General features: G+C 60.4%; 27 protein-coding genes and 1 pseudogene. 14 read left to right on the top strand and 14 right to left on the bottom strand.

Features of this window, described 5'->3' with window-relative positions:
- Position 1 precedes the first annotated feature (1 nt).
- The 3 genes from ACA057_RS02855 to ureC all read left to right on the top strand — a co-directional run bounded on the left by ACA057_RS02855 (position 2) and on the right by ureC (position 2,680).
- Positions 2 to 535 (top strand): GNAT family N-acetyltransferase, encoded by a 534-nt coding sequence (locus ACA057_RS02855; RefSeq protein ID WP_497345783.1) that lies wholly within the window; start codon positions 2 to 4, stop codon positions 533 to 535.
- Complete coding sequence (locus ACA057_RS02850; protein WP_401359741.1) at positions 535 to 840, top strand: urease subunit beta; 306 nt, start codon at positions 535 to 537, stop codon at positions 838 to 840. Before ACA057_RS02855 ends, ACA057_RS02850 begins: the two co-directional genes overlap by 1 nt.
- A 139-nt stretch (positions 841 to 979) precedes the next feature.
- Entirely contained in the window at positions 980 to 2,680 is a 1,701-nt protein-coding gene (gene ureC / locus ACA057_RS02845) for an urease subunit alpha (protein WP_497345781.1), read from the top strand.
- A 69-nt stretch (positions 2,681 to 2,749) separates the two neighbouring features.
- On the opposite strand, the gene ACA057_RS02840 is transcribed toward ureC, so the two are convergent.
- Positions 2,750 to 3,145, bottom strand: a complete 396-nt coding sequence (locus ACA057_RS02840; RefSeq protein ID WP_497345779.1) for a DUF6124 family protein — start codon at positions 3,143 to 3,145, stop codon at positions 2,750 to 2,752.
- A gap of 501 nt (positions 3,146 to 3,646) precedes the next feature.
- Between ACA057_RS02840 and ACA057_RS02835 the strand changes: the two genes are divergently transcribed.
- Complete coding sequence (locus ACA057_RS02835; RefSeq protein ID WP_497345777.1) at positions 3,647 to 4,774, top strand: sensor histidine kinase; 1,128 nt, start codon at positions 3,647 to 3,649, stop codon at positions 4,772 to 4,774.
- A gap of 151 nt (positions 4,775 to 4,925) precedes the next feature.
- On the opposite strand, the gene ACA057_RS02830 is transcribed toward ACA057_RS02835, so the two are convergent.
- A complete protein-coding gene (locus ACA057_RS02830; RefSeq protein WP_497345775.1) occupies positions 4,926 to 5,231 on the bottom strand; it encodes a chaperone modulator CbpM in 306 nt (101 codons plus the stop codon).
- A 23-nt stretch (positions 5,232 to 5,254) separates the two neighbouring features.
- Positions 5,255 to 6,202, bottom strand: a complete 948-nt coding sequence (locus ACA057_RS02825) for a DnaJ C-terminal domain-containing protein (RefSeq protein WP_497345774.1) — start codon at positions 6,200 to 6,202, stop codon at positions 5,255 to 5,257.
- 296 nt (positions 6,203 to 6,498) lie between these two features.
- Here ACA057_RS02825 and ACA057_RS02820 point away from each other — a divergent pair, with 296 nt between their 5' ends.
- Complete coding sequence (locus ACA057_RS02820; protein ID WP_145310282.1) at positions 6,499 to 7,773, top strand: Hsp70 family protein; 1,275 nt, start codon at positions 6,499 to 6,501, stop codon at positions 7,771 to 7,773.
- A gap of 125 nt (positions 7,774 to 7,898) precedes the next feature.
- Here ACA057_RS02820 and ACA057_RS02815 read toward each other — a convergent pair whose 3' ends face one another.
- From ACA057_RS02815 to ACA057_RS02805, 3 genes are all read right to left on the bottom strand, one after another.
- On the bottom strand, positions 7,899 to 8,912 hold the full coding sequence (locus tag ACA057_RS02815) for an AI-2E family transporter (RefSeq protein WP_497345772.1): 1,014 nt from the start codon (positions 8,910 to 8,912) through the stop codon (positions 7,899 to 7,901).
- A 240-nt stretch (positions 8,913 to 9,152) separates the two neighbouring features.
- On the bottom strand, positions 9,153 to 9,458 hold the full coding sequence (locus tag ACA057_RS02810) for a PsiF family protein (RefSeq protein ID WP_497345770.1): 306 nt from the start codon (positions 9,456 to 9,458) through the stop codon (positions 9,153 to 9,155).
- A gap of 63 nt (positions 9,459 to 9,521) precedes the next feature.
- Complete coding sequence (locus ACA057_RS02805; RefSeq protein ID WP_497345768.1) at positions 9,522 to 10,316, bottom strand: AraC family transcriptional regulator; 795 nt, start codon at positions 10,314 to 10,316, stop codon at positions 9,522 to 9,524.
- A 96-nt stretch (positions 10,317 to 10,412) separates the two neighbouring features.
- Here ACA057_RS02805 and ACA057_RS02800 point away from each other — a divergent pair, with 96 nt between their 5' ends.
- Positions 10,413 to 11,300 (top strand): DMT family transporter, encoded by an 888-nt coding sequence (locus ACA057_RS02800; protein WP_497345766.1) that lies wholly within the window; start codon positions 10,413 to 10,415, stop codon positions 11,298 to 11,300.
- Between the two features lie 89 nt (positions 11,301 to 11,389).
- Here ACA057_RS02800 and ACA057_RS02795 read toward each other — a convergent pair whose 3' ends face one another.
- Positions 11,390 to 12,280, bottom strand: coding sequence for an alpha/beta fold hydrolase (locus tag ACA057_RS02795; protein WP_497345764.1), 891 nt, complete (start codon positions 12,278 to 12,280; stop codon positions 11,390 to 11,392).
- Positions 12,281 to 12,388: 108 nt separating this feature from the next.
- Positions 12,389 to 12,472, bottom strand: a pseudogene (locus tag ACA057_RS02790) (QacE family quaternary ammonium compound efflux SMR transporter); the annotation flags it as partial.
- Between the two features lie 154 nt (positions 12,473 to 12,626).
- Here ACA057_RS02790 and ACA057_RS02785 point away from each other — a divergent pair.
- Positions 12,627 to 13,157: a ferritin-like domain-containing protein gene (locus tag ACA057_RS02785; protein ID WP_497345763.1), complete on the top strand. Its 531-nt coding sequence runs from the start codon at positions 12,627 to 12,629 to the stop codon at positions 13,155 to 13,157.
- Positions 13,158 to 13,268: 111 nt separating this feature from the next.
- On the opposite strand, the gene ACA057_RS02780 is transcribed toward ACA057_RS02785, so the two are convergent.
- Positions 13,269 to 15,359, bottom strand: a complete 2,091-nt coding sequence (locus ACA057_RS02780; RefSeq protein WP_497345762.1) for an AsmA family protein — start codon at positions 15,357 to 15,359, stop codon at positions 13,269 to 13,271.
- Positions 15,360 to 15,746: 387 nt separating this feature from the next.
- On the opposite strand from ACA057_RS02780, the gene ACA057_RS02775 reads away from it, so the two are divergent.
- From ACA057_RS02775 to ACA057_RS02745, 7 genes are all read left to right on the top strand, one after another.
- Positions 15,747 to 16,301 (top strand): hypothetical protein, encoded by a 555-nt coding sequence (locus ACA057_RS02775; RefSeq protein WP_497345761.1) that lies wholly within the window; start codon positions 15,747 to 15,749, stop codon positions 16,299 to 16,301.
- Between the two features lie 173 nt (positions 16,302 to 16,474).
- Positions 16,475 to 17,107 (top strand): TetR family transcriptional regulator, encoded by a 633-nt coding sequence (locus tag ACA057_RS02770; protein WP_401359697.1) that lies wholly within the window; start codon positions 16,475 to 16,477, stop codon positions 17,105 to 17,107.
- Positions 17,108 to 17,377: 270 nt separating this feature from the next.
- On the top strand, positions 17,378 to 17,878 hold the full coding sequence (gene ureE, locus ACA057_RS02765; protein ID WP_401359695.1) for an urease accessory protein UreE: 501 nt from the start codon (positions 17,378 to 17,380) through the stop codon (positions 17,876 to 17,878).
- Positions 17,875 to 18,549, top strand: coding sequence for an urease accessory protein UreF (locus tag ACA057_RS02760; protein ID WP_497345759.1), 675 nt, complete (start codon positions 17,875 to 17,877; stop codon positions 18,547 to 18,549). Before ureE ends, ACA057_RS02760 begins: the two co-directional genes overlap by 4 nt.
- Before the next feature lie 51 nt (positions 18,550 to 18,600).
- A complete protein-coding gene (gene ureG, locus ACA057_RS02755; protein ID WP_497345757.1) occupies positions 18,601 to 19,215 on the top strand; it encodes an urease accessory protein UreG in 615 nt (204 codons plus the stop codon).
- A gap of 40 nt (positions 19,216 to 19,255) precedes the next feature.
- Complete coding sequence (locus tag ACA057_RS02750) at positions 19,256 to 19,828, top strand: HupE/UreJ family protein (RefSeq protein WP_497345755.1); 573 nt, start codon at positions 19,256 to 19,258, stop codon at positions 19,826 to 19,828.
- Between the two features lie 193 nt (positions 19,829 to 20,021).
- Positions 20,022 to 21,149: an AGE family epimerase/isomerase gene (locus tag ACA057_RS02745; protein ID WP_497345753.1), complete on the top strand. Its 1,128-nt coding sequence runs from the start codon at positions 20,022 to 20,024 to the stop codon at positions 21,147 to 21,149.
- Between the two features lie 102 nt (positions 21,150 to 21,251).
- Here the strand turns inward: ACA057_RS02745 and ACA057_RS02740 are convergent, their stop codons facing one another.
- The 5 genes from ACA057_RS02740 to livM form a co-directional block, all read right to left on the bottom strand.
- Entirely contained in the window at positions 21,252 to 22,157 is a 906-nt protein-coding gene (locus tag ACA057_RS02740; RefSeq protein ID WP_497345751.1) for a cation diffusion facilitator family transporter, read from the bottom strand.
- A gap of 175 nt (positions 22,158 to 22,332) precedes the next feature.
- Positions 22,333 to 23,103, bottom strand: a complete 771-nt coding sequence (locus ACA057_RS02735) for an SDR family oxidoreductase (protein WP_497345749.1) — start codon at positions 23,101 to 23,103, stop codon at positions 22,333 to 22,335.
- Positions 23,104 to 23,946: 843 nt separating this feature from the next.
- Positions 23,947 to 24,663 carry an ABC transporter ATP-binding protein gene (locus tag ACA057_RS02730; RefSeq protein ID WP_401359680.1) on the bottom strand — a complete coding sequence of 239 codons (717 nt, stop codon included), beginning with the start codon at positions 24,661 to 24,663 and terminating at the stop codon, positions 23,947 to 23,949.
- The gene (locus ACA057_RS02725; RefSeq protein WP_497315260.1) at positions 24,660 to 25,535 is read right to left on the bottom strand and encodes an ABC transporter ATP-binding protein; all 876 of its coding nucleotides are present in this window, start codon (positions 25,533 to 25,535) and stop codon (positions 24,660 to 24,662) included. Before ACA057_RS02725 ends, ACA057_RS02730 begins: the two co-directional genes overlap by 4 nt.
- Positions 25,532 to 26,815 (bottom strand): high-affinity branched-chain amino acid ABC transporter permease LivM, encoded by a 1,284-nt coding sequence (livM, locus tag ACA057_RS02720; protein ID WP_109627726.1) that lies wholly within the window; start codon positions 26,813 to 26,815, stop codon positions 25,532 to 25,534. The genes ACA057_RS02725 and livM overlap by 4 nt, the downstream gene beginning before the upstream one ends.
- Position 26,816 lies beyond the last annotated feature (1 nt).

Raw genomic sequence — 26,816 nt, 5'->3', positions numbered from 1 at the left:
GATGAACGCCGCCCAACTGCGACGCGTCAATGTTGAAAGCTTTGCGCACTATCGTCAGGGTTTGATTGATCTGCTGCTCGACGCCGTCGGCTATGGCGCCAGCGTCGGGTTCATGGCCAATCTGGACGCGACCCAGGCCCGCGCCTATTTCGATGAGGTTCAGGACAACCTGAACAAGGGCAACGTGCTGCTGTGGGTGGTGGTCAAGGACGAACAGGTACAGGCCAGCGTGCAATTGACCTTGTGCCAGAAGGCCAATGGGCTGAACCGTGCCGAAGTGCAAAAACTGCTGGTGCGTGAACACGCGCGCCGTCGCGGCCTGGGCCAACAGTTGATGAGTGCCTTGGAACAAGCCGCCCTCCAGCACAAGCGCGGCATGCTTTACCTCGACACCGAGGCCGGCTCCCCCGCCGAAGACTTCTACAAAGCCCTGGGTTACACCAAGGCCGGTGAACTCCCCGACTACGCCTGCGACCCGAGCGGCCAGTACAAACCGACCGCCCTCTACTACAAGATCCTCCAAGGAGCCCATTGATGATTCCCGGTGAATACCAGATCCAGCCCGGCGACATCGAACTCAACGTGGGCCGCCGCACAATCAGTGTGAAGGTGGCCAACAGCGGCGACCGGCCGATCCAGGTCGGCTCGCACTACCACTTTTTCGAAACCAACGACGCCCTGACCTTCGACCGCGCCGCCAGCCGCGGCATGCGCCTGAACATCCCCGCCGGCACCGCCGTGCGCTTCGAGCCGGGGCAGAGTCGCGAGGTCGAGCTGGTCGATCTGGCCGGGCATCGTCGGGTGTTCGGCTTTGCCGGGCGGATCATGGGTGACCTGTAATTAATGCGGTATCAGTTTCGACCCCATCGCGAGCAGGCTCGCTCCCACATTGGAATGCGGTCAACTGTGGGAGCGAGCCTGCTCGCGATAGTGAGCGCAGCGAACGATTTCAAATTCAATTGAATCTCAAGGCGAACGAATGAAGATTTCCCGTCAAGCCTACGCCGACATGTTCGGCCCCACCGTCGGCGACAAGGTCCGCCTGGCCGACACCGAACTGTGGATCGAAGTCGAAAAGGACTTCACCACCTACGGCGAAGAAGTGAAATTCGGCGGCGGCAAAGTCATCCGCGACGGCCAGGGCCAGAGCCAACTACTGGCGGCGGAAGTGGTCGACACCCTGATCACCAACGCACTGATCATCGACCACTGGGGCATCGTCAAAGCCGACGTCGGCCTCAAGGACGGGCGCATCGCCGCCATCGGCAAGGCCGGCAACCCGGACATCCAGCCCAACGTCACCATCGCCGTGGGCGCCAGCACCGAAGTGATCGCCGGTGAAGGCATGATCCTCACCGCAGGCGGCATCGACACGCACATCCACTTCATCTGCCCGCAGCAGATCGAAGAAGCGCTGATGAGCGGCGTCACCACCATGATCGGCGGCGGCACCGGCCCGGCCACCGGCACCAACGCCACCACCTGCACTTCCGGCCCGTGGCACTTGGCGCGCATGCTCCAGGCCGCCGACGCATTCGCGATGAACATCGGCTTCACCGGCAAGGGCAACGCCAGTCTGCCGGAACCGTTGATCGAACAGGTCAAGGCCGGCGCCATTGGCCTCAAGCTGCATGAAGACTGGGGCACCACGCCAGCGAGCATCGACAACTGCCTGACCGTGGCCGACCAGTACGATGTACAAGTGGCGATCCACACCGACACCCTCAACGAATCCGGCTTCGTCGAAACCACCCTCGCCGCCTTCAAGGGCCGCACCATTCACACCTACCACACCGAAGGCGCGGGCGGCGGTCATGCCCCGGACATCATCAAGGCCTGCGGCTTCGCCAACGTGCTGCCGAGCTCGACCAACCCGACCCGGCCATTCACCCGCAACACCATCGACGAACACCTCGACATGCTGATGGTCTGCCACCACCTGGACCCGAGCATCGCCGAGGACGTGGCCTTCGCCGAAAGCCGCATCCGCCGCGAGACGATTGCCGCCGAAGACATCCTTCACGACCTTGGCGCGTTCTCGATGATCAGCTCCGACAGCCAGGCCATGGGCCGGGTCGGCGAAGTCATCACGCGCACCTGGCAAACCGCCGACAAAATGAAAAAACAGCGCGGCCCGCTGCCTCAGGACGGCGAAGGCAACGACAACTTCCGCGCCAAACGCTACATCGCCAAATACACCATCAACCCGGCGATCACCCACGGCATCAGCCATGAAGTGGGCTCGGTCGAAGTCGGTAAATGGGCTGATCTGGTGCTGTGGCGCCCGGCGTTTTTCGGGGTCAAACCGACCTTGATTCTCAAGGGTGGCGCCATTGCCGCCAGCCTGATGGGCGATGCCAACGCCTCGATCCCGACGCCGCAACCGGTGCATTACCGCCCGATGTTCGCCAGTTATGGCGGCTCGCTGCACGCCACCAGCCTGACGTTTATCAGCCAGGCAGCGCAGGAAGCGGGTTTGCCCGAAGCCCTCGGGTTGAAGAAAAAAATCGCCGTGGTCAAAGGTTGCCGCGAGGTGCAGAAAACCGACCTGATCCACAATGATTACTTGCCGAACATCGATGTTGATCCACAGACCTATCAGGTCAAGGCCGATGGCGTGTTGCTGTGGTGCGAGCCGGCGGAGGTGTTGCCGATGGCGCAGCGGTATTTCCTGTTCTGAGTGTGAGCGGCTTGCCCAAAGAAAAACCCGATTGTTGGCGACAGCAATCGGGTTTTTCTACTTTATGAGTCAGCTCATCCGGCTTTGTTGCTTGGCGACGATGGCCGCCATTTCCGGTTCGTCCAGATGATCCAGCGCCTTATCCACCAACAAATGCACTCCGTCGGCCATGCGGCTCAGCGCCAAGGCCACGGAGCGGCTTGAGCCTTGCACATGGTCGGCGAGGTCGGCGGCGATGGCACTGATGGACAGCAGATCTTCCGAGGCGTTAGCCAGGAGCGATTCAGTGTTGAAGTCCGGGCAGACGCTGAAGAGTTGGCCCTTGCGTTCGGGTGATTTCTTTTCGGTGGGTGGGAAGTGATGGTCGAGGGCGCGCTCGGCGGCTTCGTGGAGCTTGTTGGAATCGAGGGATTCGTAGGGGGATGCGGGATCGGTTTCCGGCGGGTTTGGCGTTACTTTGAACATGGTAAAACTCCTAGTTGAAAAAACAGGAGCCATAACCCTCGCTACCAAACGAAGGGTGGCGGCCATACGCGGGTTGGTAGACCGGTAACTAGGACCCGGCGCCCCCGAAGGAGCCCTGCGCATGGCCACCATAAAACAGAGTCTTGAAAAGGTCTGCAATGGGTGACGCTATGCGACTAGTTGACCAGGGCTACCAAACCCGATCGCTGTTTTTCAGCGACACAGAAACGATAAAGCCCCGGCACAAAGACGCACAAGCCGGCGGATTCTGGCGCAGCTGTAGGCAACGGCACAAGGTTTTGTAGCTTTCATCAAGTAACATTGAGGCGGTTTAAACAAGCGCCGCCAAATAGCGTTTAATCCGCGAAGATGAACACCTACACGCGATGAAGTTGTTGAAAAAATCGAGGAAATATCCGACGGCATCAGCGGTCGTGTTTTTCTCGCCAAAGGCGCTACTATTCGACTCGTCGTCCCTCGATTCATGCCCAGGTAACCGCCATGCGCCTTTCCGAATTCATCGTCCAACACGTAGACCGCATCGTCGATGAATGGGAGCAGTTCGCCAAAACCATCACCCCGGCCGCCGAATCAATGGATCGCGCCTCGTTGCGCGACCACTCAAAGTCGATCCTGCTGGCCGCTGCGCGAGACATGAGCAAGCCCCAGACGGCCAGCGAGCAACGGGCCAAAGCCCGTGGCGAAGGCCCGGAAAAAACCCCGAGCCTGGACGAAGCCGGTGCCAGCCACGGTGAGTTGCGCCATACCGTGGGGTTCGACCTGGTGCAGATGACCAGCGAATTCCGCCACCTGCGCGCCTGCGTGATTCGCCTGTGGGTCAACAGCCTGGACTCCCCCGAACTGGCCTATTTCCAGGACATGATCCGCTTCAATGAAGCCATCGACGAAGCCCTGGCCGAATCCACCGCCGCCTATGCCGAGCAGGTCGATCGCTCGCGGGACATCTTTCTGGCGATCCTCGGCCACGACCTGCGCGCGCCCCTGCAAGCGGTGAGCATGTCCACCGAAATGCTGCTGCGCAAAACCACCCTCGAAGGCGACGCACTGGCGTGTGCGAACCACATCAAGCGCGGCACCCGGCACATGGCGATGATGGTCAGCGATTTGCTGGAATTGGTCCGCAGTCGCCTGGGCAAGAGTCTGCCCATCGAACCAGCCACCATGGACCTGGCCGAAGCGGCCCATGAGGCGATAGCCCGAGCCTGTGCCGGTCAACCTGAATGTGATCCGACGATTGAGATCCAGGGCGATACCCGTGGGATGTGGGATCCGCGAAGACTCGACCAGATGCTGCAGAACCTGATCGGCAACGCGCTGCAGCATGGATCGAGCAAGCGCGAGGTCACCTTGACCCTCACGGGCGATACCGACAGCGTGCGACTGACCGTGCACAACGACGGCATACCGATTCCGGCAGACGCTATCGCGACGATTTTCGATCCGCTGGTGCGCAGCGCCGACGAAGAACTGGGCGAGCCCTCCACCAGCCTCGGTTTGGGGTTGTTCATCGTCAAGGAAGTGGTCAACGCCCATAAAGGGACGATTGAAGTCAGTTCCAATGAGGCGGATGGCACGTTGTTTACGGTGGTGCTGCCCAGAAACGTGTGACAGCGATAGACCGCGTCACCGTTCATCGCGGGCAAGCCCGCTCCCACAGGGGTTCGTGTCGTTCATACATTGACCATCCACCACAAATCCCTGTGGGAGCGGGCTTGCCCGCGGAGGGGCCATGTCAGGCAACACAAAAACACCCGAACAGCTACTCAACCACCAACCGCCCCAACCGCTGCTTCAACATCCGGTTCTCCGCCCGCAGCTGCTGAACCTCCTCCAGCAAATCCAGCGCCAAAGCCACCCCCTCCCATTCCAGTTCCAGGTCGCGACGAAGCTTGGCGGCGCGCTTGGCCAGCGCCAGTTCATAGTCGGTGAACCGCCAATCCTTGGGCTGTGTGCCCTGAGGTTCGAGGATGCCGTGTTCGACGATTTCGATCACGTAGACGTCCGACAGGTCGGTCGCCTCACAGAATTCTGCCATGTCCAGTTGAACGATCAGGGGGTTGCTCATGATGGGCTACTCCGTCTCTGGGATCAGAAGTTTTCTCGCGGGTTGAACGCGGCTTTTTCGGCCAGTTCCTGCCACAGCGCCTTGACCTCGTCGCTGGAGGTTTTCGGCATGACGGCCTTCAGTTGCACGAACAGGTAACCGCGCTCGCCGGCCTTGTTCAGCAGGCCGTGGCCCTTGGCGCGCATGCGCTGGCCGTTCTGACTGCCGGCCGGGACCTTGAGGTTGATCTTGCCGGTGAGGGTCGGCACGGCCACTTCCGTACCCAATGCCAGCTCCCAGGGAGCCAGCGGCAAGGTAATGATCAGGTTCTCGCCTTCCACGTCGTATTTCGGATGCGGCGCAAAACGGATGATCAGGTACAAATCGCCATTGGCGCCGCCACCGACACCCGGTGCGCCCTGCCCCTTGAGGCGGATGCGCTCGCCGTCGGCCACGCCGGCCGGGATTTTCACGTTCAGGCTTTTGCTGGTGTTGCTGACATGCTGGCCGGCAGCGTTGTACTGCGGCACCTGGAAGGTGACCTTCTTCGATTCGTTCGAGAGGGTTTCTTCCAGAAATACACCAAGTTCCATTTCCACGTCTTGCCCTCGACGACCGCTGCTGCGACGCGATTCTCCACCCCCAAAACCGGGGCCACGGTTGCCGAAGATCGAACTGAAGAAGTCCGAAAAATCGCCTGTGTCCTGACCTCCGCCGAAACCACCGGCACCACGCCCCTGCCAACCCGGCGGGCCCTGGAACGGTTGGCCGTGCTGGCCGTATTTGCGCAAGTCGTCGTATTCGGCGCGTTTGTCGGCACTTTTCAGCGCTTCATAGGCTTCCGAGGCGTCCTTGAACTTGGCCTCGGCGTCCTTTTCCTTGCTGACGTCGGGGTGGTATTTGCGCGCCAGCTTGCGATAGGCGGCCTTGATCGCCTTATCGTCCGCTGTCGGCTCCACACCGAGAATCTTGTAATAGTCTTTGAAGTCCATCGAGGGAATCACCATCCGTTATCAAAATCGCGCCACTGCCGGCAGCATGCGCTCATTGCCAGCTGTCGGGTTGACCGATCTCAAGTGTTGACCGGGCAGCGCATCAGAAGTTTATCGGCAGCGGCAGGCGGTTTTTGCGACCGCCCTGGGGCTGCCAGGGCCAATGCAGACAAGTTTGGGGCAAAGGATAGTCTTTCAAGGCGCTAATCGCTGAGATTTAGCGGATAGTCGGCCTTCGAATATTCGCCGCACTGACATACACTGCGCGGCCGTTTTTTAACCGGAACTCGAAAGACATGAAAAACGCATCTCCAGCCCGTGCCTGCGGTATCGACTTCGGCACGTCCAACTCCACCGTCGGCTGGCTGCGCCCCGGCATGGAAACGCTGATCGCGCTGGAGGACGACAAGATCACCCTGCCCTCGGTGGTCTTCTTCAATATGGAAGAACGCCGCCCGGTGTACGGCCGGCTGGCGCTGCACGAGTACCTGGAAGGCTACGAAGGCCGGCTGATGCGCTCGCTCAAGAGCCTGCTGGGTTCCAAGCTGATCAAGCACGACACCAGCGTGCTTGGTACGGCGATGCCGTTCAAGGACCTGCTCGGGCTGTTTATCGGCCAGTTGAAGAAGCGTGCCGAGACCGCCGCCGGTCGGGAGTTCGAGGAAGTGGTGCTGGGCCGGCCGGTGTTTTTCGTCGATGACGATGAAATGGCCGACCAGGAAGCCGAAAACACCCTGGTGGACGTGGCCCGTGCCATTGGTTTCAAGGATGTGTCGTTCCAGTACGAGCCGATTGCAGCGGCGTTCGACTATGAGTCGACCATCGAAAAAGAAGAGCTGGTACTGATCGTCGACATCGGCGGTGGTACGTCCGACTTCTCGCTGGTGCGCCTGTCCCCTGAGCGCCGCACCCATGACAACCGTCACGATGACATCCTCGCCACGGGCGGCGTGCACATCGGCGGGACCGATTTCGACAAGCAGCTGAGCCTGCAAGGCCTGATGCCGCTGTTCGGCTACGGCAGCCGCATGAAGAGCGGCGCCTACATGCCGACCAGCCACCACATGAACCTGGCGACCTGGCACACCATCAACTCGGTGTACTCGCAGAAGTCGACGTTGGCGCTGGGCAGCATGCGCTACGACATCGAAGACACCGGCGGCATCGATCGCCTGTTCAAGTTGATCGACCAGCGGGCCGGCCACTGGCTGGCCATGGAAGTGGAAGAAACCAAGATCCAGCTGACCCATGCCGACAGCCGCCATGTACCGCTGGACCGCATCGAGCCGGGGCTGAGCGTGGAGCTGAGCCGGGCCTTGTTCGAATCGGCCATCGACAACCTGCTGGAGCGCGTGCGCAACAGCGTGACCCAGTTGCTGAACGACGCCAATGTGCGGGTCGATCAGGTGGATACGGTGTTCTTCACCGGTGGTTCGAGCGGGATTCCGGCGTTGCGCAACAGTGTGTCGGCGATGTTGCCGAATGCGCGGCATGTGGAAGGGAACATCTTTGGCAGCATCGGCAGCGGGTTGGCGATCGAGGCGATGAAGCGTTACGGCACGATGGATTGATCCAAGACCGAGGCGCCCTTATCGCTAGCAGGCTAGCTCCCACCTTGGATCTTTGGTCTTCACAAAACAAGTGTGGGAGCTAGCCTGCTAGCGATGGCGTCATAACAGGCAATACATCTCTTGAATCAAACCATCCCCACCTGCTTCAACTCACTCTTCAGGTACGCGTAGTAAATCGGCCCCGCCACCACCCCCGGCAGGCCGAATGCGGCCTCGAACACCAGCATTGCCAGCAGCAACTCCCACGACTTGGCACTGATCTGCCCGCCGACGATGCGCGCATTGAGAAAGTATTCGAGCTTGTGGATAACAATCAGATAACCCAGCGCCGCCACTGCCACCCAGATCGACAGCGACAGGCCGACGATGGTGATCAGCGTGTTCGACATCAGGTTGCCGATCACCGGCAACAAGCCGAGCAGGAAGGTCAGCACGATCAGGGTTTTGGTCAGCGGCAGCTTGATGCCGAACATCGGCAGGACCACCGCCAGGAAGATCCCGGTGAAGAAGGTGTTGAGCAGGGAAATCTTGATCTGCGCGAACACGATGTTACGAAACGCCTGGACCAGCAGGTGCAGACGATCAAACAGCGCGGCGGCCAGCGGCTTGCGCTTGGTCACGTCCGGCACGCGCTGCAAGGCAATGATCGCCCCCAGCACCATGCCGATCAGCAGCGTCACGAACATGTGCGCCGCGTCCTTGCCCACCAGTTGCAAGTCGCTGAGGTGTTTGCTCATCCACTCGCCGATGGCCACGCGGAACTCGGCGGCACTGGCCGGCAGATAAGCGTCGATGAACGGCGGCAGTTGCCCGCGTGCGCGGTCGACCACGTGCATGAATTTGTCGAGGGATGCGCCGGGGTTTTCCGCTTCGTGCAGCAGAAAGCTGATGGCACCGGCGAAGATCAGCGTCAACACGCTGACCACCAATGTGCCTAGCAACGCCACCGCCAGCCAGCGCGCACGCCGACCTTCAATCAGCCGCTGCAATTGCGGGGTGAGCATGTTGACCAGTTCGAACACCAGGAGCCCGGCCAGCAGGCTGGGCAGCAGGCGCAGCGGAATCACCAGCAGCAGCCCACCGAAAATTATGACCCAACTGATTAGCAGCAAAACTTGGCGTTGAGAAAACGTTGGCATACAGCCTCAAAACGAACGGCGTAAAAGGATTGGCAGTCTGCCAGCGTTCTGATGTCAGCACTAGGGATTGTGTGGGTCGACCTTAGTGGGGCTATTCAGCGTCCTCTCGGGCCTCATCGCGGGCAAGCCCGCTCCCACAGTGATCTCGGATGTCTGCACATTTTTTGTTCAGCACTGATGCCATGTGGGAGCGGGCTTGCCCGCGATGAGGCCAATGTGGTCACCGCAAATATCCTGTACTTACTTATTCTTCAGGCAATCACTCATGAACGCCTTGCGCTCATCACCCTTGAGGGCTTTGGTGGCGGCGTCGGCGTTGCAGGTTTTCATCTTCTCTTGCTGCGGGGTCAGGGTTTTCGCGTCATTGGCGGCGGGCGCCGCTTTCAGGCACGTGCTCATGAATGTCTTGCGCTCGTCGCCCTTGAGGCTTTTTGCGGTAGCGTCGGCGTTGCAGGTGGTCATTTTGTTCTGTTGGGCCGTGGCGGCGAAACCCTGGGAGCAGAGCAGCAAGCCGATCATCAACAAAGGGACACGCAACATCTTCATGGAGTTTTCTCCTTTTACCGCACCGAGGGGCACGGCCTCGTTGTGCAGTGTAGACAAAGCCTGTTACACCTTCCTGCCCTCGAGGTGGCTGCGCCGGTACTGTTCCGGCGTGACCCCGGCCTGACGCTGGAACATCGCAATAAACGCCGAGCCAGTGCTGTAACCCATGTCGAAGGCGATTTCCTGGATGCTGCGTTGGCTGTCCAGCGCTTCAATCGCCGCCAGAAACCGCAAGCGCTGTCGCCACTCACCAAAGCTCATGCCCAACTCGCGCACGAACTGCCGCGCCAGCGTGCGTTCGCTGACATGAATCTGTGCCGCCCACTCCGCCAAACGCCGGTTATCCCCAGGCTCGATCTGCAAGGCTTCGAGTATCCCGAGCAGCCCGGCGCTGCTGGCGTAGGGCAAGTAGCACTCATGCACCGGCGCCTGTTGCAGCTGATCCACCAGCACTTGGGCCAGTCGCTTGTCAGCGTCCTGCTCGGGAATCTTCACGTCCCGGGCAGCAAAGTCTTTGAGGATCGCCTTGAGGATATCGCTGATGGCCAGGGTGCAGGCCTGTTGCGGCAGTTCGCGGCACAACGGCGGAGCCAGGCACACCGCGCGGTAGTTGATCGGCTGGTTGCTGTAGAAACTGTGTTCGGTCTGCGGCGGCACCCACACCGCGTATTGCGGCGGCGACATGAAGCGGCTGCCGCCGATTTCCATGTGCAACACGCCGTGGGCCGAATACTCCAGCGTGCCCCACGGGTGGCGGTGAGCCGAGGCAAAACGGTGCGCGTCAAAGTCGGCATAGCGGAAGTACACCGGGGCCGGCAACTGGCTGAACTTCAGCAGGTCGATGTGTTTACTGGTCATGCTGTCCGTCATCAGGGGCCGATTGTCTGGATCGAAGTATAGGCTTGCATCCAGACAGACGATAATCACCCCTCATTAACGTTCTGGTTTTATCCGATGCAATACGCTTATCCCCTGCTGGCCATTTTCATCTGGGCCGGCAACACCGTGATTACCAAAATGTCGGCCGGGGCGATTTTCCCCGCCGAGATCGGTTTTTACCGCTGGCTGCTGGCCGGCTTGTTGTTCACGCCCTTTATGCTCAAACCGGTGATCGCCCATTGGCCGCTGATCCGCCCGAACCTGGGCAAGATCTTTGTCCTCGGCGTGCTCGGCATGGCGGTCTATCAAAGCCTGGCGTATTTCGCCGCCGGCCTGACCACGGCGACCAACATGGGCATCATTCTGTCGCTGATGCCATTGATGTCCCTGGCCATGGCGATTGTCAGCCTCGGCCAGCGCCTGACTGCCGGCGCACTGGCCGGTGCAGTGCTGTCGTTCGCGGGTGTGCTGGTGGTGGTGTCGTCCGGCAGCCTTGGCGTGCTGCTGGAGCATGGGGTGAATGTGGGCGATGCAATGATGCTGATCGCGACCCTGGCCTACGCGATCTACAGCACCCTGCTGAAAAAGTGGCAGCTGCGTTTGCCGCCGCTGGTGTTGTTGTATTTGCAGGTGTGGGTGGCGGTGGTGGTGCTGTTTCCGCTGTTTCTCTTCTCAGCAAAAACCGGCCTGACCCTGCAAAACATTCCGCTGGTGCTCTATGCCTGTCTGCTGGCTTCGATGATTGCGCCATTGGCGTGGATGCAAGCGGTGGTGCGCCTTGGGCCGAGCCGGACCACGCTGTTTTTCAATCTGCTGCCGTTGATTACTGCGCTGATTGCGGCGGTGGTGCTGCATGAGCAGTTGGCGCCGTATCACCTGGTGGGTGGGATGCTGACGTTGGGTGGGGTGATTCTTTCTGAGCGCTGGACGACGGTGTTGGGCAGAAGGATTAGTGTTGCCTGATCTGACGCCTTCGCGGACAAGCCTCGCTCCTACAGGTATCACCAAACCCTGTAGGAGCGAGGCTTGCCCGCGATGAACGATAACGCGGTCTAAACCCCGGCCGCTTTCAACCGCGCCGCATGCTCGACAAACAACCGAATCGGTTCAGCCCCCTTGCCCACCAGCCCCAACGACTGATTGACGATATCGAAGTGATCCATCGGGTATTCATCGCCAATCACCGTCCCCAGGTGCGAGCTGTAACGCCCGACCATCCCGTCGCAATGCCCGGTTTCCCGAACGAAAGTCCTGGCAAACAAGCGGCAACTGCGATTCGTCCCATCGAACAGATTGCGCCCGCGATCGGTCTTGCCCGGCTGTAACGTCCCGGACCACGAGTAATACCGTACGCCGTTGACCTCTTCCGGCCCATGCCCGCCCCACGTCTCGGGCAAGCCCTGTGGATAACGCTGATTGAACAGCGTCACGCCTTCCGTCGTCAGCGAATGATGGGAGGCATGGATATCCACCGGCAGCTTCGGCCCGCGATAGCCGGTTTCCAGCAGGCTCATCAGCGCCGCGATCCAGCGCAGCAAAACGCTCAGGATCCGCCCCTTGGCACTGTCTCCCGGATAGTGCTTGTGCAGGTAATCCGCCAGCTCCGAACCATGATTGGGCCCGGCCACCGAGGTGACCGAGGCGACCCGGTCCGGGCGTTTGGCGGCGGCGTAGCGCGCGGTCAGCGAACCCTGGCTGTGGCCGATCAGGTTGACCTTCTCGGCCCCGGTTTCCCGGAGGATTTCCTCGATTCGCGCCAGCAGCTGCTCGCCGCGCACTTCGCTGGAATGCAGCGGCGAAACCTGCACCGCGATCACCGTGGCGCCACCCCGACGCAGCGCCGAAATGATCCCGTACCAGTACGGATAGAGCAGCAGACGGATAAACCCGAGCATTCCCGGGACCAACACCAACGGGTAACGCGTGGCGGAACCTTGCGACATGGGCGAACTTCCTTGTGATCGATGAGGTGACGCAAGGCTGAATGCAAGACACCCGCCAAGCATCATCACCGAAGATGACAACTCGACGACCAGTCTATGACATCCGCCCTATTTCAGCCCTACCACGCCCGCCACGATCAACCCGTCCGACACCAGTTTGACCGCCGTCAGGCTTTCACCGAGCAGCGCAATCGCTGATCGGCCTCGGCTGCCCAGATCGCGGCTGCGATCTCTGACACTCAGCAAATTACTTAAAACTTTTCGCAACGCTCATCACTCACACCTTAAGTAGCGATCACGTCCTCAGAGGCGTGACGCCCACCGGATTAGCCTCCAGGAGATCGAGATGAGCGATATGCATTTGTCTGATGTAACCACCCTCCGCGAGCGTGCGCGCAAGAACGTCGAGAATGGTGCGGTGACCGAAAGCTACAGCGCCGACCGTGAAGAAGTGCTGCGCCTGCTCAACGCCTCGCTGGCCACCGAACTGGTCTGCGTGTTGCGCTACAAGCGCCACTACTTCATGGCCAACGGCTTGAAAGCCCAGGTCGCCGCCGACGAATTCCTCGAACACGCGACCCAGGAAGCCGAACACGCCGACCGCCTGGCCGAGCGTATCGTGCAACTGGGCGGAGAACCGGAGTTCAACCCTGACCTGCTGTCGAAAAACTCCCACGCCCAATACGTGGCCGGCAATTCACTCAAAGAGATGGTCTATGAAGACCTGGTCGCCGAGCGCATCGCCATCGACAGCTACCGCGAGATCATTCAGTACGTGGGCGAAAAAGACCCGACCACCCGGCGCATCTTCGAAGACATCCTGGCCCAGGAAGAAGAGCATGCCGATGACATGGCCGACCTGCTGAAAGATATGTAGTGCCGGATAGACCGCCTTCGCGGGCAAGCCTCGCTCCTACAGGTACTGGGCACGACGCAAAACCTGTAGGAGCGAGGCTTGCCCGCGAAGGGGCCCTCAAAAAACACCCGATTACTTGGTGGGCTTGACGGTCACTGGCGCCTTGCCGGCCTTCATCTGCTCCAACAACGGCGCACACTGATTCGGCTCGCCCCCGCTCGGCGCCACCAGCGCCAGCAACCCCGCCGCCGGCGCGGCAATCACGCCCAACGCCACCATCCCCGCCCCACGCAAAATCAGCGGCACAGCCTTCACACCCGCGTCCGGCTTGATGAACTTGCCCCGCACGTACAGCGGCGACCGCAACGAAATCAGCCGCCAGCCTTTCGATTCAGGGGTAATGGTCAGGTCCAGTTGCTCGGTGGCCATGTTCGCCGTGCCGTCGATGTAAATGATTGCGTTCTCGGTATCAAAGACAAACAGCCGCGTCGTCGCCAACCCGGTCTTGATGTCGAAGTCGGCTGCCGCGCAGTTGATCTTCACTTCCTTGTCACCAAAGATTTTGCCAACCACGTAGTTACCCACGTTCAGCCCCGCCAGCTCCATCAACTCGCGGCTGATCGCACCGTCGTTGATCAGCATTTTCAGATTGCCATTGGCGCTGCCCAGCAATTTGGCGACCGAGTTGCCGCGACCGGTGATGTCGGCATCGCCATTGAGCTCGCCGAAGCTGGTTTTCATCGGCTCGAAGGTCGGGAACAACTGCTTGAGCTTGAACTTGCGCGCCGTCAGTTTGGCCCGGCCTTCCAGTGGCTGAGTGTGACCGTTCAAGCGTATCTGCGCATCCAGCGTACCGCCGGCCACGCCGAAACGTAGCGGTTCAAGGCTGAGTACGCCGTCGGTCAATATCAGATGGGTATAAAGGTCTTTGAACGGCAGCTTTTCGCTGTGGACGATGCGCTTGCCGGTGAATTCGACGTCGGCGTCCATGTCGCGCCAGCGATCGGTCTTGAACTCTTCGACCGGCAACACCTTGTCCGTCGGCTGCTTGCTTTCACCGCCACGGGCCTTTTGCTTGGCGTTGGAGTCGGCGCCGATCAGCGGTGCGAGGTCGGTAAACAAAAGTTGATTCGATACCAGCGAGCCGCTCAGCTTGGGCCGTGGCTGGCTGGCGACGTAGGCCAGGCTGCCATGGATGTCGCTCTCGCCGATCTTGCCGTTGAACTCTTCATAGCGAAATTGCGCGCCATTCGCTTCGTGCAGCTTGGCGATCAGGTGACCGTCGGTGGCATACGGCGGTGTGTCCGGCAGGGTCACGCCGGTCAGCGGATACAGATTGCCCAGGCTGCTGCCAGCCAGTTTCAAACGCAAATCCAGCGCGCCGAGGTTCAGCGGATCAGTCAGAGTGCCGGCCAGTTCGACGCTGGTATCGCCAATCTTCACCTGGGCCTGCAGCGGGAACGGCTTGGTCGCGTCCTGCAACGCCAACAGGCCGCCAACCTTGCCGTCGCCAGCAAGCTTCTGGCCGTGGTACTGGCCTTTGACCTTTATGGCAAACGCGTAATCCTGCGGCGCGGCGCCCTTATCCAGCGCGGTTTTCGCCGCTTTGTCGCCAACGATGTCGCTGAACGGAATCGGTTTGCCCAGCGGGTCGATGATCAAGTCGAGCTGAGTCTTAAGGTTCTGATCGTCGAGGGTGACATGCCCCTTGTCGAAACCGATCGCGCCGATGTCCACCACCCACGGTGAAGGCTCGGCGTTCGGGTCTTTCGGGTCGAACTTGAAGGTCCAGTTGGCGCGACCATCGGCCAAACGCTGCAATTCGGCATTGGGTTCGGTGAGGTCGATGCGCGGGATCACCACGCGCTGGGCCAGCAAGGCCAGGGGCGAGATGCGCAACTCGACACGCTTGAGGGTGACCATCTGCGGTTGCTTGGACCAGTCCGGGTTGCCCAGGCTCAGGTCTTCGGCCACCACATGCGGCCACGGCACCCAGGCGCGCCAGCCACCTTCGTCAAGTTCGCGCCGCCAGACCACCGCCAGGTTGCCATTGATGGCGAACGAGCGGTGCAGCTCTTCGGAAACTTTGGCATTAAGCGGTGGTTTGATCCGGTTCCAATCGAAGAACACGATGATCAGCACCAGCACGGCCAGCAAGACAACCAGGCTGGCGAAGATCCAGGCGGCTATTTTTTTCCAAGCAAATTTACGAGTGCGCGTCATTGCACGGGGCTCCTGATACGACTGAGCGCCCGGACTGCGACGCACGTGTGAAACGTTAGGCCAGAACCGGCCTGCCATGGAATCTACGACTGAAAACCGGCTCGCAGGTTTAACCGAAATACCGCTTAACGCTCAAATAATCGGCCGGGAACACCCTGCCCTCCGAATCGAGCGTTACCGACCCCGCACTTTTGCGAGGCGCGAGTGGGTCGAAACTACCCACCCCGGCGCAAAAACGTCCGCCGGAAACGCCTGTTCTAGAGCCTTTCAACGGAACAATCAATTCCGTTGATTATTACCATTGCGTTTATGAACTTTTATATCGACTTATCGAGAGTAGCATTGCCCTCGTACCCACTTTATCGCCCTCCTACGGAGCACCCAATCATGAAACGCCAATTACTGCTTAGCCTTTCCCTCTCTCTTTTAGCCAGCACTGCTTTTGCACTGCCAGCGGCTGATCAGGCTACCCCACAAGTGAAATCCACCCACTCGGTGTTCAGCCAAACTGTTGCTGAAGGTGGCAATGATCGCCTGAAAGAAAAAGGCCTGATCACTCAAGATGGTTCCGATCGCACCCCACAAGGCCAAACCCTGGCGGCTGACGGTTCCGATCGCACCCCACAAGGCCAAACCCTGGCGGCTGACGGTTCCGACCGCACTCCACAAGGCCAAACCCTGGCGGCTGACGGTTCCGATCGCACTCCACAAGGCCAAACCCTGGCGGCCGACGGTTCCGACCGCACTCCACAAGGCCAAACCCTGGCGGCTGACGGTTCCGATCGCACTCCACAAGGCCAAACCCTGGCGGCTGACGGTTCCGATCGCACTCCACAAGGCCAAACCCTGGCGGCCGACGGTTCCGACCGCACCCCACAAGGCCAAATCCTTGCTGAAGGTGGTGGTGACCGTGTGATCGAACGCAACAGCGCCCTGAGCTAAGCGCATGGCGGCCTTGAAAAAAAGCCCAATCCCCGGATTGGGCTTTTGACTTTAAAGCGTTTGACCTTGTAGAAGTCGCACTTCCTCCGCGTGATCCCCTCGATAGTCGTTCGACGCCGGCAAAGCCGATTTGCTAGAGTGCGCCGCTGTCTTATCCAGAAAACACCTTTGCGATGCTGCCCCGCGCCGAACAGAAACAACAGACCCGCAACGCCCTGATGGACGCTGCTCGCCATTTGATGGAATGCGGCCGAGGATTCGGCAGCCTGAGCCTGCGCGAAGTCGCAAAAACCGCCGGGATCGTACCGACCGGTTTCTACCGCCACTTCGCCGATATGGACGAGTTGGGCCTGGTGCTGGTCAGCGAAGTCGGCCAGACCTTCCGTGAAACCATCCGCCTGGTGCGCCACAACGAGTTCGTCATGGGCGGCATCATCGATGCCTCGGTGCGGATTTTTCTCGACGTGGTGTCAGCCAATCGCTCGCAGTTCCTGTTCTTGGCCCGCGAGCAGTACGGCGGTTCGCTGCCGGTGCGCCTGGCCATCGGCCGCTTGCGCGAAGACATCAGCTCGGACCTCGCGGCCGACCTGTCGCTGATGCCAAAACTGCAACACCTGGACCTCGCCGGCCTGAGCGTCATGGCCGACCTGATTGTCAAAAGCGTGTTCGCGACCTTGCCGGACATCATCGATCCGCCGGCCGAAGCGCTGCCTGAGCACCTGACACCTCAGGCGAAAATCACCCAGCAGTTGCGCTTCATCTTTATCGGCCTCAAACACTGGCAAGGCCTAGGCAGCACCGAATAACCCCTGTGGGAGCGGGCTTGCTCGCGAAGGCGCCAGCACATTCAACACCAATGTGACTGGCTTGACGCCTTCGCGAGCAAGCCCGCTCCCACATGAAACATCGACCTCGCTGCAATTTGGTGCGCCAAACATTCTCCCGCACCAAATCAATTCAAAAATCCGTGGCATTTTGAATCGCCCCCGCAACTCCATCAGACATTTCCTACAGATCGCCCGATTGGCAAGGCCCTTGCTCTAGCCTGAGTACTGTCTATAGCTGGAAGCCTTCCGATGCTGGTGATTCATCGTAGAATCGACCCTCAACCTGTCTGGGCCGCCGAGTTGCACCTCAACTTCGAAGCCCGGAGCAAAAGCCGTTTGCGCTGTTTCAGTGCCGAGGGTGAAGACGTCGGGCTGTTTTTGGAGCGCGGTCAGCCGCCGCTGTATGACGGCGAATGCCTGGAGGCCGAGGACGGCCGCATCGTCCGCGTCTGCGCCCGCCCCGAACAATTGCTGCACGTCACCTGTGCCAATGCCTTCGAACTGACCCGCGCCGCCTATCACCTCGGTAACCGCCACGTCGCCTTGCAAGTGGGTGACGGCTGGCTGCGCCTGCTCGACGATTACGTGCTCAAGGCGATGCTCGAACAACTGGGCGCCAGCACCGAGCACATCGAAGCGCCGTTCCAGCCGGAACACGGCGCCTATGGCGGTGGCCATCACCATTCGCGCCACGGCGACGAGGACTTCAACTACCCGCCGAAACTGCACCAGTTCGGCGTCCGTTTATGAACCCGGCCTGGGCACTGTTGCGCCTGGCCAGTCCGCAGTTGCCGATTGGCGGCTACAGCTATTCCCAGGGCCTGGAAATGGCGGTGGATAACGGCCGCGTGAATGATGCCGGCAGTGCGCGCCGCTGGATCAGCGATCAGTTGCTGCTCAATCTCGCCCGTTTCGAGGCACCGTTGCTGCTGGCCCATTGCGTGGCGGCGTCCGAGGAACACTGGGGCGAACTGCTGCAACGCTGCGAAGAACACCGCGCCAGTCGGGAAACCCGCGAGCTGCATCAGGAAAGTCGGCAGATGGGCTATTCGTTGCAGCAACTGCTCAACGGTTTGCCGGAGCTGGATGCGCCGGCCCGCGCCTTTCTCGAACAACGCCCCGAGCCGCACCTGGCGCTCGGCTGGGCGCTGGCTGCACGGGCCTGGCGTATCAGCCCGCAAGACGCCTTGGCCGCCTGGCTCTGGAGCTGGCTGGAAAACCAGTTGGCGGTGTTGATGAAAACCCTGCCGCTGGGCCAGCAAGCCGCCCAGCGCCTGACCAGCGAACTGCTGCCGCTGCTGCAAGAGGCTCAGCAGAGCGCTAGCCGAATCAACCCCGAACACTATGGCAGCGCCGCTTTTGGCCTGTCCCTGGCGTGCATGGCCCATGAGCGCCAGTACAGCCGACTGTTCCGTTCCTAGGGCCTGTTATTTTCGGCCTTTTATTTTGGGCCTTTTATTGTGGAGAAGCACATGAACACACAACCTCTGCGCGTCGGCATCGGCGGCCCGGTCGGGTCCGGCAAAACCGCCCTGACCTTGGCCCTGTGCCTGGCCCTGCGCGACCGTTACAACCTGGCCGTCGTCACCAATGACATCTACACCCGCGAAGACGCCGATTTTCTGGTGCGCAACAAAGCCCTGGCGCCGGAGCGGATCATTGGCGTGGAAACCGGCGGCTGCCCACACACGGCGATCCGCGAAGACGCTTCGATCAATCTTGAGGCGGTGGATCAATTGAACCGGCGCTTTCCGGGGCTGGACCTGATTCTGGTGGAGTCCGGTGGCGACAACCTCTCGGCGACGTTCAGCCCGGAACTGTCCGACCTGACCATCTACGTGATCGATGTCTCGGCCGGCGACAAGCTGCCGCGCAAGGGCGGGCCAGGGATCTGCAAATCCGATTTGCTGGTGATCAACAAGGTCGACCTCGCGCCGTTGGTGGGCGCGTCGCTGGAGTTGATGGACAGCGACACCCAGCGCATGCGCAACGGCAAGCCCTTCGTCTTCAGCAACCAGAAAACCGGCTTGGGCCTGGAAGACATCATCGCCTTCATCGAGCGTCAGGGTTTGCTGACCGCCGCCTGATTCGTTATCCACAAAAAGTTATCAACAAGGAAGCTTATCCATGTCACTTAAACGCATTCTGGGCGCCATGGCCCTGCTGCTGACCCCGGCCATCGCCTTCGCCCACCCAGGGCACGGCGACAACGGCTTGATCGCCGGTATCAGCCACCCGATCGGTGGCCTCGATCATTTGCTGGCGATGGTGGCGGTGGGTTTGTGGGCGGCGCAGCAGAAAGGCGCGGCGCGCTGGGCGCTGCCGTGCACATTCGTCGGCATCATGCTGATCGGCGGATTGCTGGGTTTTGCAGGGCTGAACCTGCCGGCGCTGGAAGGCGGGATTGCGGCGTCGGTGCTGGCATTGGGGCTGGCGGTGGCGTTGGCCGTGCGTCCGCCGTTGAGCGTGGCGGTCGGCGCGACGGCGTTGTTTGCGCTGTTCCACGGTGTGGCGCATGGGCTGGAGCTGCCTGAGATGTCGAGCCCTTGGGCGTATGCCGCCGGGTTTGTCGCGGCGACGGCAGCTTTGCATTCGGCCGGTTATGCGGTGGTGCGGGTGTTGCCTCAGGCGGCGGCGCCGTTGGTTCGGTTGGCCGGCGCGGCTTCGGCGGCGACTGGGGTGTGGTTGCTCGCAGGCTGATTTCTTTGTAGCCCGTTATGGCCTCTTCGCGAGCAAGCCCGCTCCCACATTTGACCGTATTTCTCCAGTTGGAATGCGGTCAAATGTGGGAGCGGGCTTGCTCGCGAAGGCGGCCGGACAGACACCCCATCTTTCTAGGCAGCCTCTCTGCTACCATGTCGCGCAATCGCCCCTGCCGTGACGACGCCAGCCAATGCCGCCTGTTTCCCGCTCCGCCTCCCAGCCTGAATTGACCGCCCTGTTCGCCTCGGTGCAACAGCATTTCCTGGACGTGATCGTGCCGCTCTGGCAAGGCCCCGGCTGGAATGCCGATATGGCATTGCCCTATGAGGCCCTGGACGCCGGGCATCAACCGCTGCCTCCTCAACGCTACCGGGCCATGGCCTGTGCACGGCAGCTGTATCTGTTTTCCAGCCTGATCGGCCAGGTGCCGGGCGCCGAAGCGCGTGCAGCGGCGCTGTTCCGTTCCTTGCAGCAGCATTTCCACGACGCCGAGCACGGTGGCTGGTTCTACAGCATCGACCCGCACGGTGCGCCGCTGGATCAGCGCAAAGACCTCTACACCCACGCGTTCATCCTGTTCGCCTGCGCCCATTACTGGGACAAAGTGCGCGAACCGCTGGTGGAATCGGTGCTGAACGCCGCCCTGGCAGTGCTTGCGCAGCGCTTCGCAACAGGCGACGGCCTGTACGAAGCCAGCCTCGACCGTAACTGGTCGTCACTGAACACCGGGCCGTTGCAGAACCCGCTGATGCACCTGGCCGAAGCCTTCCTCGCCACGCTGTCCGTGCGCGAAGACGTGGTCGTGCAAGGCGCGCTCGTCGAGTTATGCACAGCCATGCAGCAGCGTTTTATCGATCCGCACGACGGTGTGCTGATGGAAAAGCCGCTGGGGGCTGTGGATAACAGGTTTGAACCGGGGCATCAGTTCGAGTGGTATTTCCTGCTGGAATCGTCGCCGCTGCTGCGCGGCTCGGCACTGCACACGTCTCTGGCGCGCGCGTTTGCGTTCACGGAACAGACGGGTGTTGATCCACAGACGGGAGCTGTCCGGGCGATGCTCGGTCTGGATGGCCGTCAGAAAGACGCCACCCAAAGAATCTGGGCGCAAGCCGAATACCTGCGGGCACTGACCTTGCGACCAGGCAGCGAGACGGCCGTGCTGCGCCAGTTGCAGGCGTTGCAACAGCGCTTCCTGCATGCTGGGGGTTGGTATGAGTGTCGGGATGAGAACGGTGATGTGAGCCGTCAGGACATGCCGTCGACCACGCCTTATCACTTGGCAACGTGCTATCGCGGGTTGGTCGACTACCTTCGCTGACTGAGAGATTGCCTTCGCGAGCAAGCCCGCTCCCACATTGGAACGCATTCCCCCTGTAGGAGCGAGCTTACTCGCGATGATCTCGAAGCGTTCACCGGAAAATCAGGCAATCCACTTCCGGTCCCCGGTAAAACTGATCGTCAGCCATCTCGCCGCATCCGGTTTGCCAAGCTTCGCCGAAATCTCCTCGCGCAGGCGGTCCAACTGTCCCACGCTCTCCAGCCGGTAATGCGCCGGCAACACCACATGAATTTCGATGAAACGCGCGCGCCCGTGCTTCTGCACGTATGAAACGTAGTCGTCGAAACCATGCTCGATGGTCGCCGCGTCCATCACCTGGCGCACCTTGTCGTCCAATTGATCCGGCGCAATCCCCAGCACATCGCGCAAGGCCGGGCCGAGGATTTTGAAGGCCGGCGCAAGCATGCTCAGGGCCAGTAGAATCAGGATCAACGGGTCGACGTACACCGCCCACTGGCCATAGCCCTGCGACTTGAGCAGCAGCGCGGTCAGAAAACTCACCAGCAAGCCCACCGACAGCATCGCGTCCACCAGCCAACTGATGTTGTCGTACTGGATCAGCGTTGATTTGAGCGTTCGATTACGATGGCGGACGTAGAAGAAATAGGCGAACTCGACAACGGTAAACACCGCCGCGTAGATGATCACCAGCCCGAGCTCGATCTCGCGGCCACCATTGATGATGCCGAACACACCGTTGAGAAAGGCGTAGATGGCGATCAAGAACAGGAAGCTGCCTTCGATCAGCAGCACCATCGGCTCCAGGTGCCAGAAACCGAACTGGAAGCGCTGGTTACTTTCCTTGGCGATCAGCTTGGCGGTGATCAGCATCAGGACTTTGATAAAGGTCGCGATCAGCGAAAAAAAGCCATCGAACAGGATGGATTGGGCGCCCGAAATAAAACCGGTGACAATCCCGGCGATTGCCACGGCCAACATCAAGATGGTCGATTGTTTGAGCAGCGACTGCTCACCTCGGTTACTCACGTAGCCTCCTCTGAAAACCTTGAAACCGCTGGGTGCGGTGGGGGTGTTGGGCGAGGAGTCTAGCTTATGAACTGTTTGGCCTGTGCTGGCCTCTTCGCGGGCAAGCCTCGCTCCTAGAGGGGTATGCATTCCTCTGTAGGAGCGAGGCTTGCCCGCGAATGGCCGTTACGCGGTACTACGCTTTGCCAGCATTGCGCTCAATGGCAAACCCGCTCCAGGTCTGGCTCACCGGCATCAGCTCCAGGCTGTTGATGTTGATGTGCGCCGGGGCGTTGAGCACCCAGAAGATGGTGTCGGCAATGTCCTGTGGCTGGATTGGCTCAGCCCCGGCGTAGGTCGCGTTGTAACGCTCCTGGTCACCCGCGAAACGCACCAGCGAGAATTCGCTCTCGCACAGGCCGGGCTCGATGTTGCTCACGCGCACGCCAGTACCTTGCAGGTCGCAACGCAGGTTCAGCGAGAACTGTTTAACAAACGCCTTGCTCGCGCCATACACATGGCTGCCCGGGTACGGGTAGCTGCCGGCGATGGAGCCCAGGTTGATGATGCTGGCGCCACGACCGTGGGCGATCAAGCGCGGCAACAGCAGACGAGTGCTGTACATCAGGCCTTTGATGTTGGTGTCGACCATCGTGTCCCAATCATCCAGATCGCACTTCGGCGCCGGGTCGACGCCCAGGGCCAGGCCGGCGTTGTTGATCAGCCCGCGCAGTTTGGCGAAGGACGGCGGCAGGTTGGCAATCGCCTCCTCCATGGCCTTGCGGTCACGCACGTCGAGCACCAGGCCGTGGACTTCGGTCTGTTTCGACAACTCGGCGCACAGGGCATTGAGGCGCTCTTCACGACGGCCTGTCAGCACCAGTTTCCAGCCAGCCTCGGCAAAACGACGGGCACAAGCTTCACCAAAACCGGACGTCGCGCCGGTAATAAACAGGGTGTTGGACATCGTGTTCTCCTTGCTTCGGCTGACGGGCAGCCATTGGAATAGAAAATCAGTTGGCAGCATGCCCGGCCCGGCTTCTACCGGCAACTGGCGCCAAGCAATTGAACAAAATTTGATCAAGCGTCTCGACCCCTTGTTCGCCGTGGCCTGCAGCCATGTACACGCACCTTATCCACAGGCCGGTCCACAGTTTCCGGGGGCAAGTGGAAAAGCTGAAACCCGCTGTGTACAAGGCTTTGCGAGCAATTTGGAAATTTTTTTGCTTGACCCTCAGCAGCCTGCTGTGTAGCCCCAAGGCAAATTGCACGATTGAGAGTCAAACCGACGATGGCGCCAAGCCAGCAACCACGGCCCTCAGCCGAGTCTTTCCAGAGTTTAACCACAGACTTATCCACAGGCCGACGGGATACATTTCACCGCACTTTCGTCGCCAACAAAAAGGTTGACAAAGCCCGCTCAAGGTCCTGCAAAAACGCCTGATCAAAAAACAACCACATCTCTGCACGCCACGGTTTACAAGGCTCTCAGCCAGCTACTCCCACGTTATTCACAGCCAGCTCCACAGCAAACGGGGACAAGTCAAAACCGTGACAAAACAACTATTTGCAGCGGCTTTATGTCGCGGTTTGAGAGCTCGTGAATATTGTTTTCCACAATTTCCCGAATGCACACAGCTGTCCTTGTGGGAGCGGGCTTGCTCGCGAAAGCGGTGGCACATCTGGCATCAATGTGACTGAAACACCGCCTTCGCGAGCAAGCCCGCTCCACAAGGGATTGGTGGTGAATTGGAGAGGTAAAAAAGCCCCGGCGATTGCTCGTCGGGGCTGTGGGTACTTCAGTAGAGGATCAGTGTCCGCCGAGATAAGCGTTACGCACTTCCTCGTTGACCAGCAGTTCCTTACCGGTACCGGTGATGCGGATTTCGCCGTTGACCATCACGTACGCCCGGTCTGACAGCTTAAGGGCATGGTTGGCGTTCTGCTCCACCAGGAAGATGGTCATGCCGGTGCTCGCCAGTTCCCGCAAGGTCGCGAAGATCTGTTTCACCACGATCGGTGCCAGCCCCAGGCTCGGTTCATCGAGCAACAGCAGTTTCGGTCGGCTCATCAGCGCACGGGCGATGGCGAGCATTTGCTGTTCGCCGCCGGACATGGTCATGGCCCGCTGGGTGCGGCGTTCCTTGAGCCGTGGAAACAGCTCGAACATGCGCTGCATGTCTTCGGTAGCGTACTTGTCACCGATCGGGATGGTGCCCATCAGCAGGTTTTCCTCGACGGTCATGTCGGGAAACACCCGCCGGCCTTCCGGCGATTGAGCGATGCCGTGAGACGCGATGTAGTGAGACGACTTGTGGGTGATATCCACACCCTGATAGATGATCTGCCCGTCCGCGGCGCGTGGCTGACCGAAGATCGACATCAGCAGCGTCGACTTGCCGGCGCCGTTGGAGCCGATCAGGCTGACGGTTTCCCCTTCATTGATGTGCAGCGAGACTTTCTTCAGGGCCTGGATCGGCCCGTAAAACACATCCAGTTCCTTGAGTTCGAGGATGGGTTGGCTCATAGCACCACTTCCTCTTCATCGGCGCCCAGGTAGGCCGCAATCACTTTCGGATCGTTACGGATCGCATCAGGTCCGCCCTCGGCGATAACGATGCCGTGGTCCAGTACCACGATGTGGTCGGAAATGCTCATTACCATGCCCATGTCGTGTTCGATCAGCACCACGGTCAGATCGTGCTCATCGCGCAGCAGCCGGATCATCGCGCTCAGCGCTTCGGTTTCCTGAGGGTTGAGGCCGGCAGCCGGCTCGTCGAGGCAGATGATTTGCGGACGCGTGCACATGGCCCGGGCGATTTCCAGACGGCGTTGCTGCCCGTAGGACAATTCGCCGGCCAGACGGTTGGCGCAGTCCACCAGGTCCACCACTTCCAGCCAGTAGAACGCGTGGTCCAGCGCATCGCTTTCAGCCTTGCGATAGCCCTTGGTATTGAGGATGCCGGCCAGCATGTTGCGGTTGACCCACATGTGCTGGGCCACCAGCAGGTTTTCCAGCACCGACATTTCCTTGAACAGGCGAATGTTCTGGAACGTCCGCGCCAGCCCGGCACGGTTCACCAGGTGGGTGCCGCCGAACATCTTGTAGCGCATCCGGGTGATGAAGCTTTTCGGCGAAACGAAATCCGTGGCTTTGAACGATTCGCCCAGCAGCTGGATGACATCGGTACGCTCGCCGCGGGTATTGAGTTCGATCTTGCCACCGGACGCCTTGTAGAAACCGGTCAGGCAGTTGAACACGGTGGTCTTGCCGGCGCCGTTGGGGCCGATCAGGGCAAAGATCGAGTTGCGATGCACCTTGAGGCTGACATCGCTCAACGCCTTGATGCCGCCGAAGTGCATCATCAGCTTCTCGACCGAGAGTACGACTTCGCTCATGGCGCTACTCCTTTACGCGGGGTCACACCGGTACGGCTGATCCGAATCAGGCCGCGCGGTCGCCAGATCATCATCAACACCATCAGCACGCCGAACAGCAGCACGCGATATTCCGCAAAGCCGCGCAGCAGTTCCGGGGCGACGGTCAGCACGAAGGCTGCAATCACCACGCCGATGGTCGAGCCCATACCGCCGAGGACCACGATGGCGAGGATCAGGGCCGATTCGAAAAAGGTGAACGAGGTCGGGTTGACGAAGCCTTGATACGTGGCGAAGAACACCCCGGCCAGGCCGGCCGTCGAGGCACCGATGGTGAACGCCGATAGCTTGACCAGTACGTGGTTCAGGCCCATGGAGCGGCAGGCGATTTCGTCTTCACGCAAGGCTTCCCAGGCGCGGCCGACCGGCATCTTGACCAGACGATGCTTGATGTACAGCACGGCCAGCACCACCAGGAACAACACCGCATAGATGAAGTAATACTTCACGTCCGGGTTATAGGCGATGCCGAAGAACTCATGGAACGGGACACCCCCCTCCTTCGCGCGCTTGCCGAACTCGAGGCCGAAGAAGGTTGGCAATGGAGCCGCCATGCCATTCGGGCCGCCGGTCAGGGACAGCCAGTTGTTGAGGACCAGGCGAATGATTTCACCGAAACCCAGGGTCACGATCGCCAGGTAGTCACCGTGCAATCGCAGCACCGGGAACCCGAGGATGCAACCGGCAAGGCCCGCGGTGATGGCCGCCAGCGGCAGCACCGTCCAGAAACCCAGCCCGAGGTATTGATAGCCCAGCGCCAGGCCGTAGGCACCGATGGCGTAGAACGCCACGTAACCCAGGTCGAGCAGACCAGCCAGGCCGACCACGATATTCAGGCCCAGGCCCAGCAATACGTAGATGAGCCCGAGGATCACCACGCCCAGCAGGTAGGAGTTGGAGAAAAACGGGAACACCACGGCAACGAGGATCACCAGCGGGATGATCCAGCGCAACCGGGATTTATAATCAGGCGGCAGTACATGAACCCCGGAGCCGGTACTTTCAAAGCCTTCAAGAATCTTCAGGCCCTTGGGCGTTTGCAGGAACAGGCTCAGGGCAAAGCGGCCAGCCATGACGATGGCGACAATCCACGCCACCCGGGTCGTTTCCATATTGAAGCCGTAGCCGTCAAGGACCACGCCAACAATCGGGCCGAACACAATCAGGGCGACAAGGCCGGCAAGAATCGCGTCAACCAGGCTTCTTTTGAGATCAATGGTTTTTTTAGTGGTTGAAGACATC

It is taken from the genome of Pseudomonas sp. LBUM1661 (assembly GCF_059695925.1).
The sequence above is the reverse complement of the archived record's forward strand: the minus strand, read 5'-3'. Positions and strand labels throughout refer to the sequence as shown.

What these genes read in the sequence shown, in the direction of transcription:
- ACA057_RS02855 (WP_497345783.1), top strand. Translation starts at nt 2, where the DNA reads ATGAACGCCGCCCAACTGCGACGCGTCAATGTTGAAAGCTTTGCGCAC.
- ACA057_RS02850 (WP_401359741.1), top strand. Translation starts at nt 535, where the DNA reads ATGATTCCCGGTGAATACCAGATCCAGCCCGGCGACATCGAACTCAAC.
- ureC (WP_497345781.1), top strand. Translation starts at nt 980, where the DNA reads ATGAAGATTTCCCGTCAAGCCTACGCCGACATGTTCGGCCCCACCGTC.
- ACA057_RS02840 (WP_497345779.1), bottom strand. Translation starts at nt 3,145, where the DNA reads ATGTTCAAAGTAACGCCAAACCCGCCGGAAACCGATCCCGCATCCCCC.
- ACA057_RS02835 (WP_497345777.1), top strand. Translation starts at nt 3,647, where the DNA reads ATGCGCCTTTCCGAATTCATCGTCCAACACGTAGACCGCATCGTCGAT.
- ACA057_RS02830 (WP_497345775.1), bottom strand. Translation starts at nt 5,231, where the DNA reads ATGAGCAACCCCCTGATCGTTCAACTGGACATGGCAGAATTCTGTGAG.
- ACA057_RS02825 (WP_497345774.1), bottom strand. Translation starts at nt 6,202, where the DNA reads ATGGACTTCAAAGACTATTACAAGATTCTCGGTGTGGAGCCGACAGCG.
- ACA057_RS02820 (WP_145310282.1), top strand. Translation starts at nt 6,499, where the DNA reads ATGAAAAACGCATCTCCAGCCCGTGCCTGCGGTATCGACTTCGGCACG.
- ACA057_RS02815 (WP_497345772.1), bottom strand. Translation starts at nt 8,912, where the DNA reads ATGCCAACGTTTTCTCAACGCCAAGTTTTGCTGCTAATCAGTTGGGTC.
- ACA057_RS02810 (WP_497345770.1), bottom strand. Translation starts at nt 9,458, where the DNA reads ATGAAGATGTTGCGTGTCCCTTTGTTGATGATCGGCTTGCTGCTCTGC.
- ACA057_RS02805 (WP_497345768.1), bottom strand. Translation starts at nt 10,316, where the DNA reads ATGACCAGTAAACACATCGACCTGCTGAAGTTCAGCCAGTTGCCGGCC.
- ACA057_RS02800 (WP_497345766.1), top strand. Translation starts at nt 10,413, where the DNA reads ATGCAATACGCTTATCCCCTGCTGGCCATTTTCATCTGGGCCGGCAAC.
- ACA057_RS02795 (WP_497345764.1), bottom strand. Translation starts at nt 12,280, where the DNA reads ATGTCGCAAGGTTCCGCCACGCGTTACCCGTTGGTGTTGGTCCCGGGA.
- ACA057_RS02785 (WP_497345763.1), top strand. Translation starts at nt 12,627, where the DNA reads ATGAGCGATATGCATTTGTCTGATGTAACCACCCTCCGCGAGCGTGCG.
- ACA057_RS02780 (WP_497345762.1), bottom strand. Translation starts at nt 15,359, where the DNA reads ATGACGCGCACTCGTAAATTTGCTTGGAAAAAAATAGCCGCCTGGATC.
- ACA057_RS02775 (WP_497345761.1), top strand. Translation starts at nt 15,747, where the DNA reads ATGAAACGCCAATTACTGCTTAGCCTTTCCCTCTCTCTTTTAGCCAGC.
- ACA057_RS02770 (WP_401359697.1), top strand. Translation starts at nt 16,475, where the DNA reads ATGCTGCCCCGCGCCGAACAGAAACAACAGACCCGCAACGCCCTGATG.
- ureE (WP_401359695.1), top strand. Translation starts at nt 17,378, where the DNA reads ATGCTGGTGATTCATCGTAGAATCGACCCTCAACCTGTCTGGGCCGCC.
- ACA057_RS02760 (WP_497345759.1), top strand. Translation starts at nt 17,875, where the DNA reads ATGAACCCGGCCTGGGCACTGTTGCGCCTGGCCAGTCCGCAGTTGCCG.
- ureG (WP_497345757.1), top strand. Translation starts at nt 18,601, where the DNA reads ATGAACACACAACCTCTGCGCGTCGGCATCGGCGGCCCGGTCGGGTCC.
- ACA057_RS02750 (WP_497345755.1), top strand. Translation starts at nt 19,256, where the DNA reads ATGTCACTTAAACGCATTCTGGGCGCCATGGCCCTGCTGCTGACCCCG.
- ACA057_RS02745 (WP_497345753.1), top strand. Translation starts at nt 20,022, where the DNA reads ATGCCGCCTGTTTCCCGCTCCGCCTCCCAGCCTGAATTGACCGCCCTG.
- ACA057_RS02735 (WP_497345749.1), bottom strand. Translation starts at nt 23,103, where the DNA reads ATGTCCAACACCCTGTTTATTACCGGCGCGACGTCCGGTTTTGGTGAA.
- ACA057_RS02730 (WP_401359680.1), bottom strand. Translation starts at nt 24,663, where the DNA reads ATGAGCCAACCCATCCTCGAACTCAAGGAACTGGATGTGTTTTACGGG.
- ACA057_RS02725 (WP_497315260.1), bottom strand. Translation starts at nt 25,535, where the DNA reads ATGAGCGAAGTCGTACTCTCGGTCGAGAAGCTGATGATGCACTTCGGC.
- livM (WP_109627726.1), bottom strand. Translation starts at nt 26,815, where the DNA reads ATGTCTTCAACCACTAAAAAAACCATTGATCTCAAAAGAAGCCTGGTT.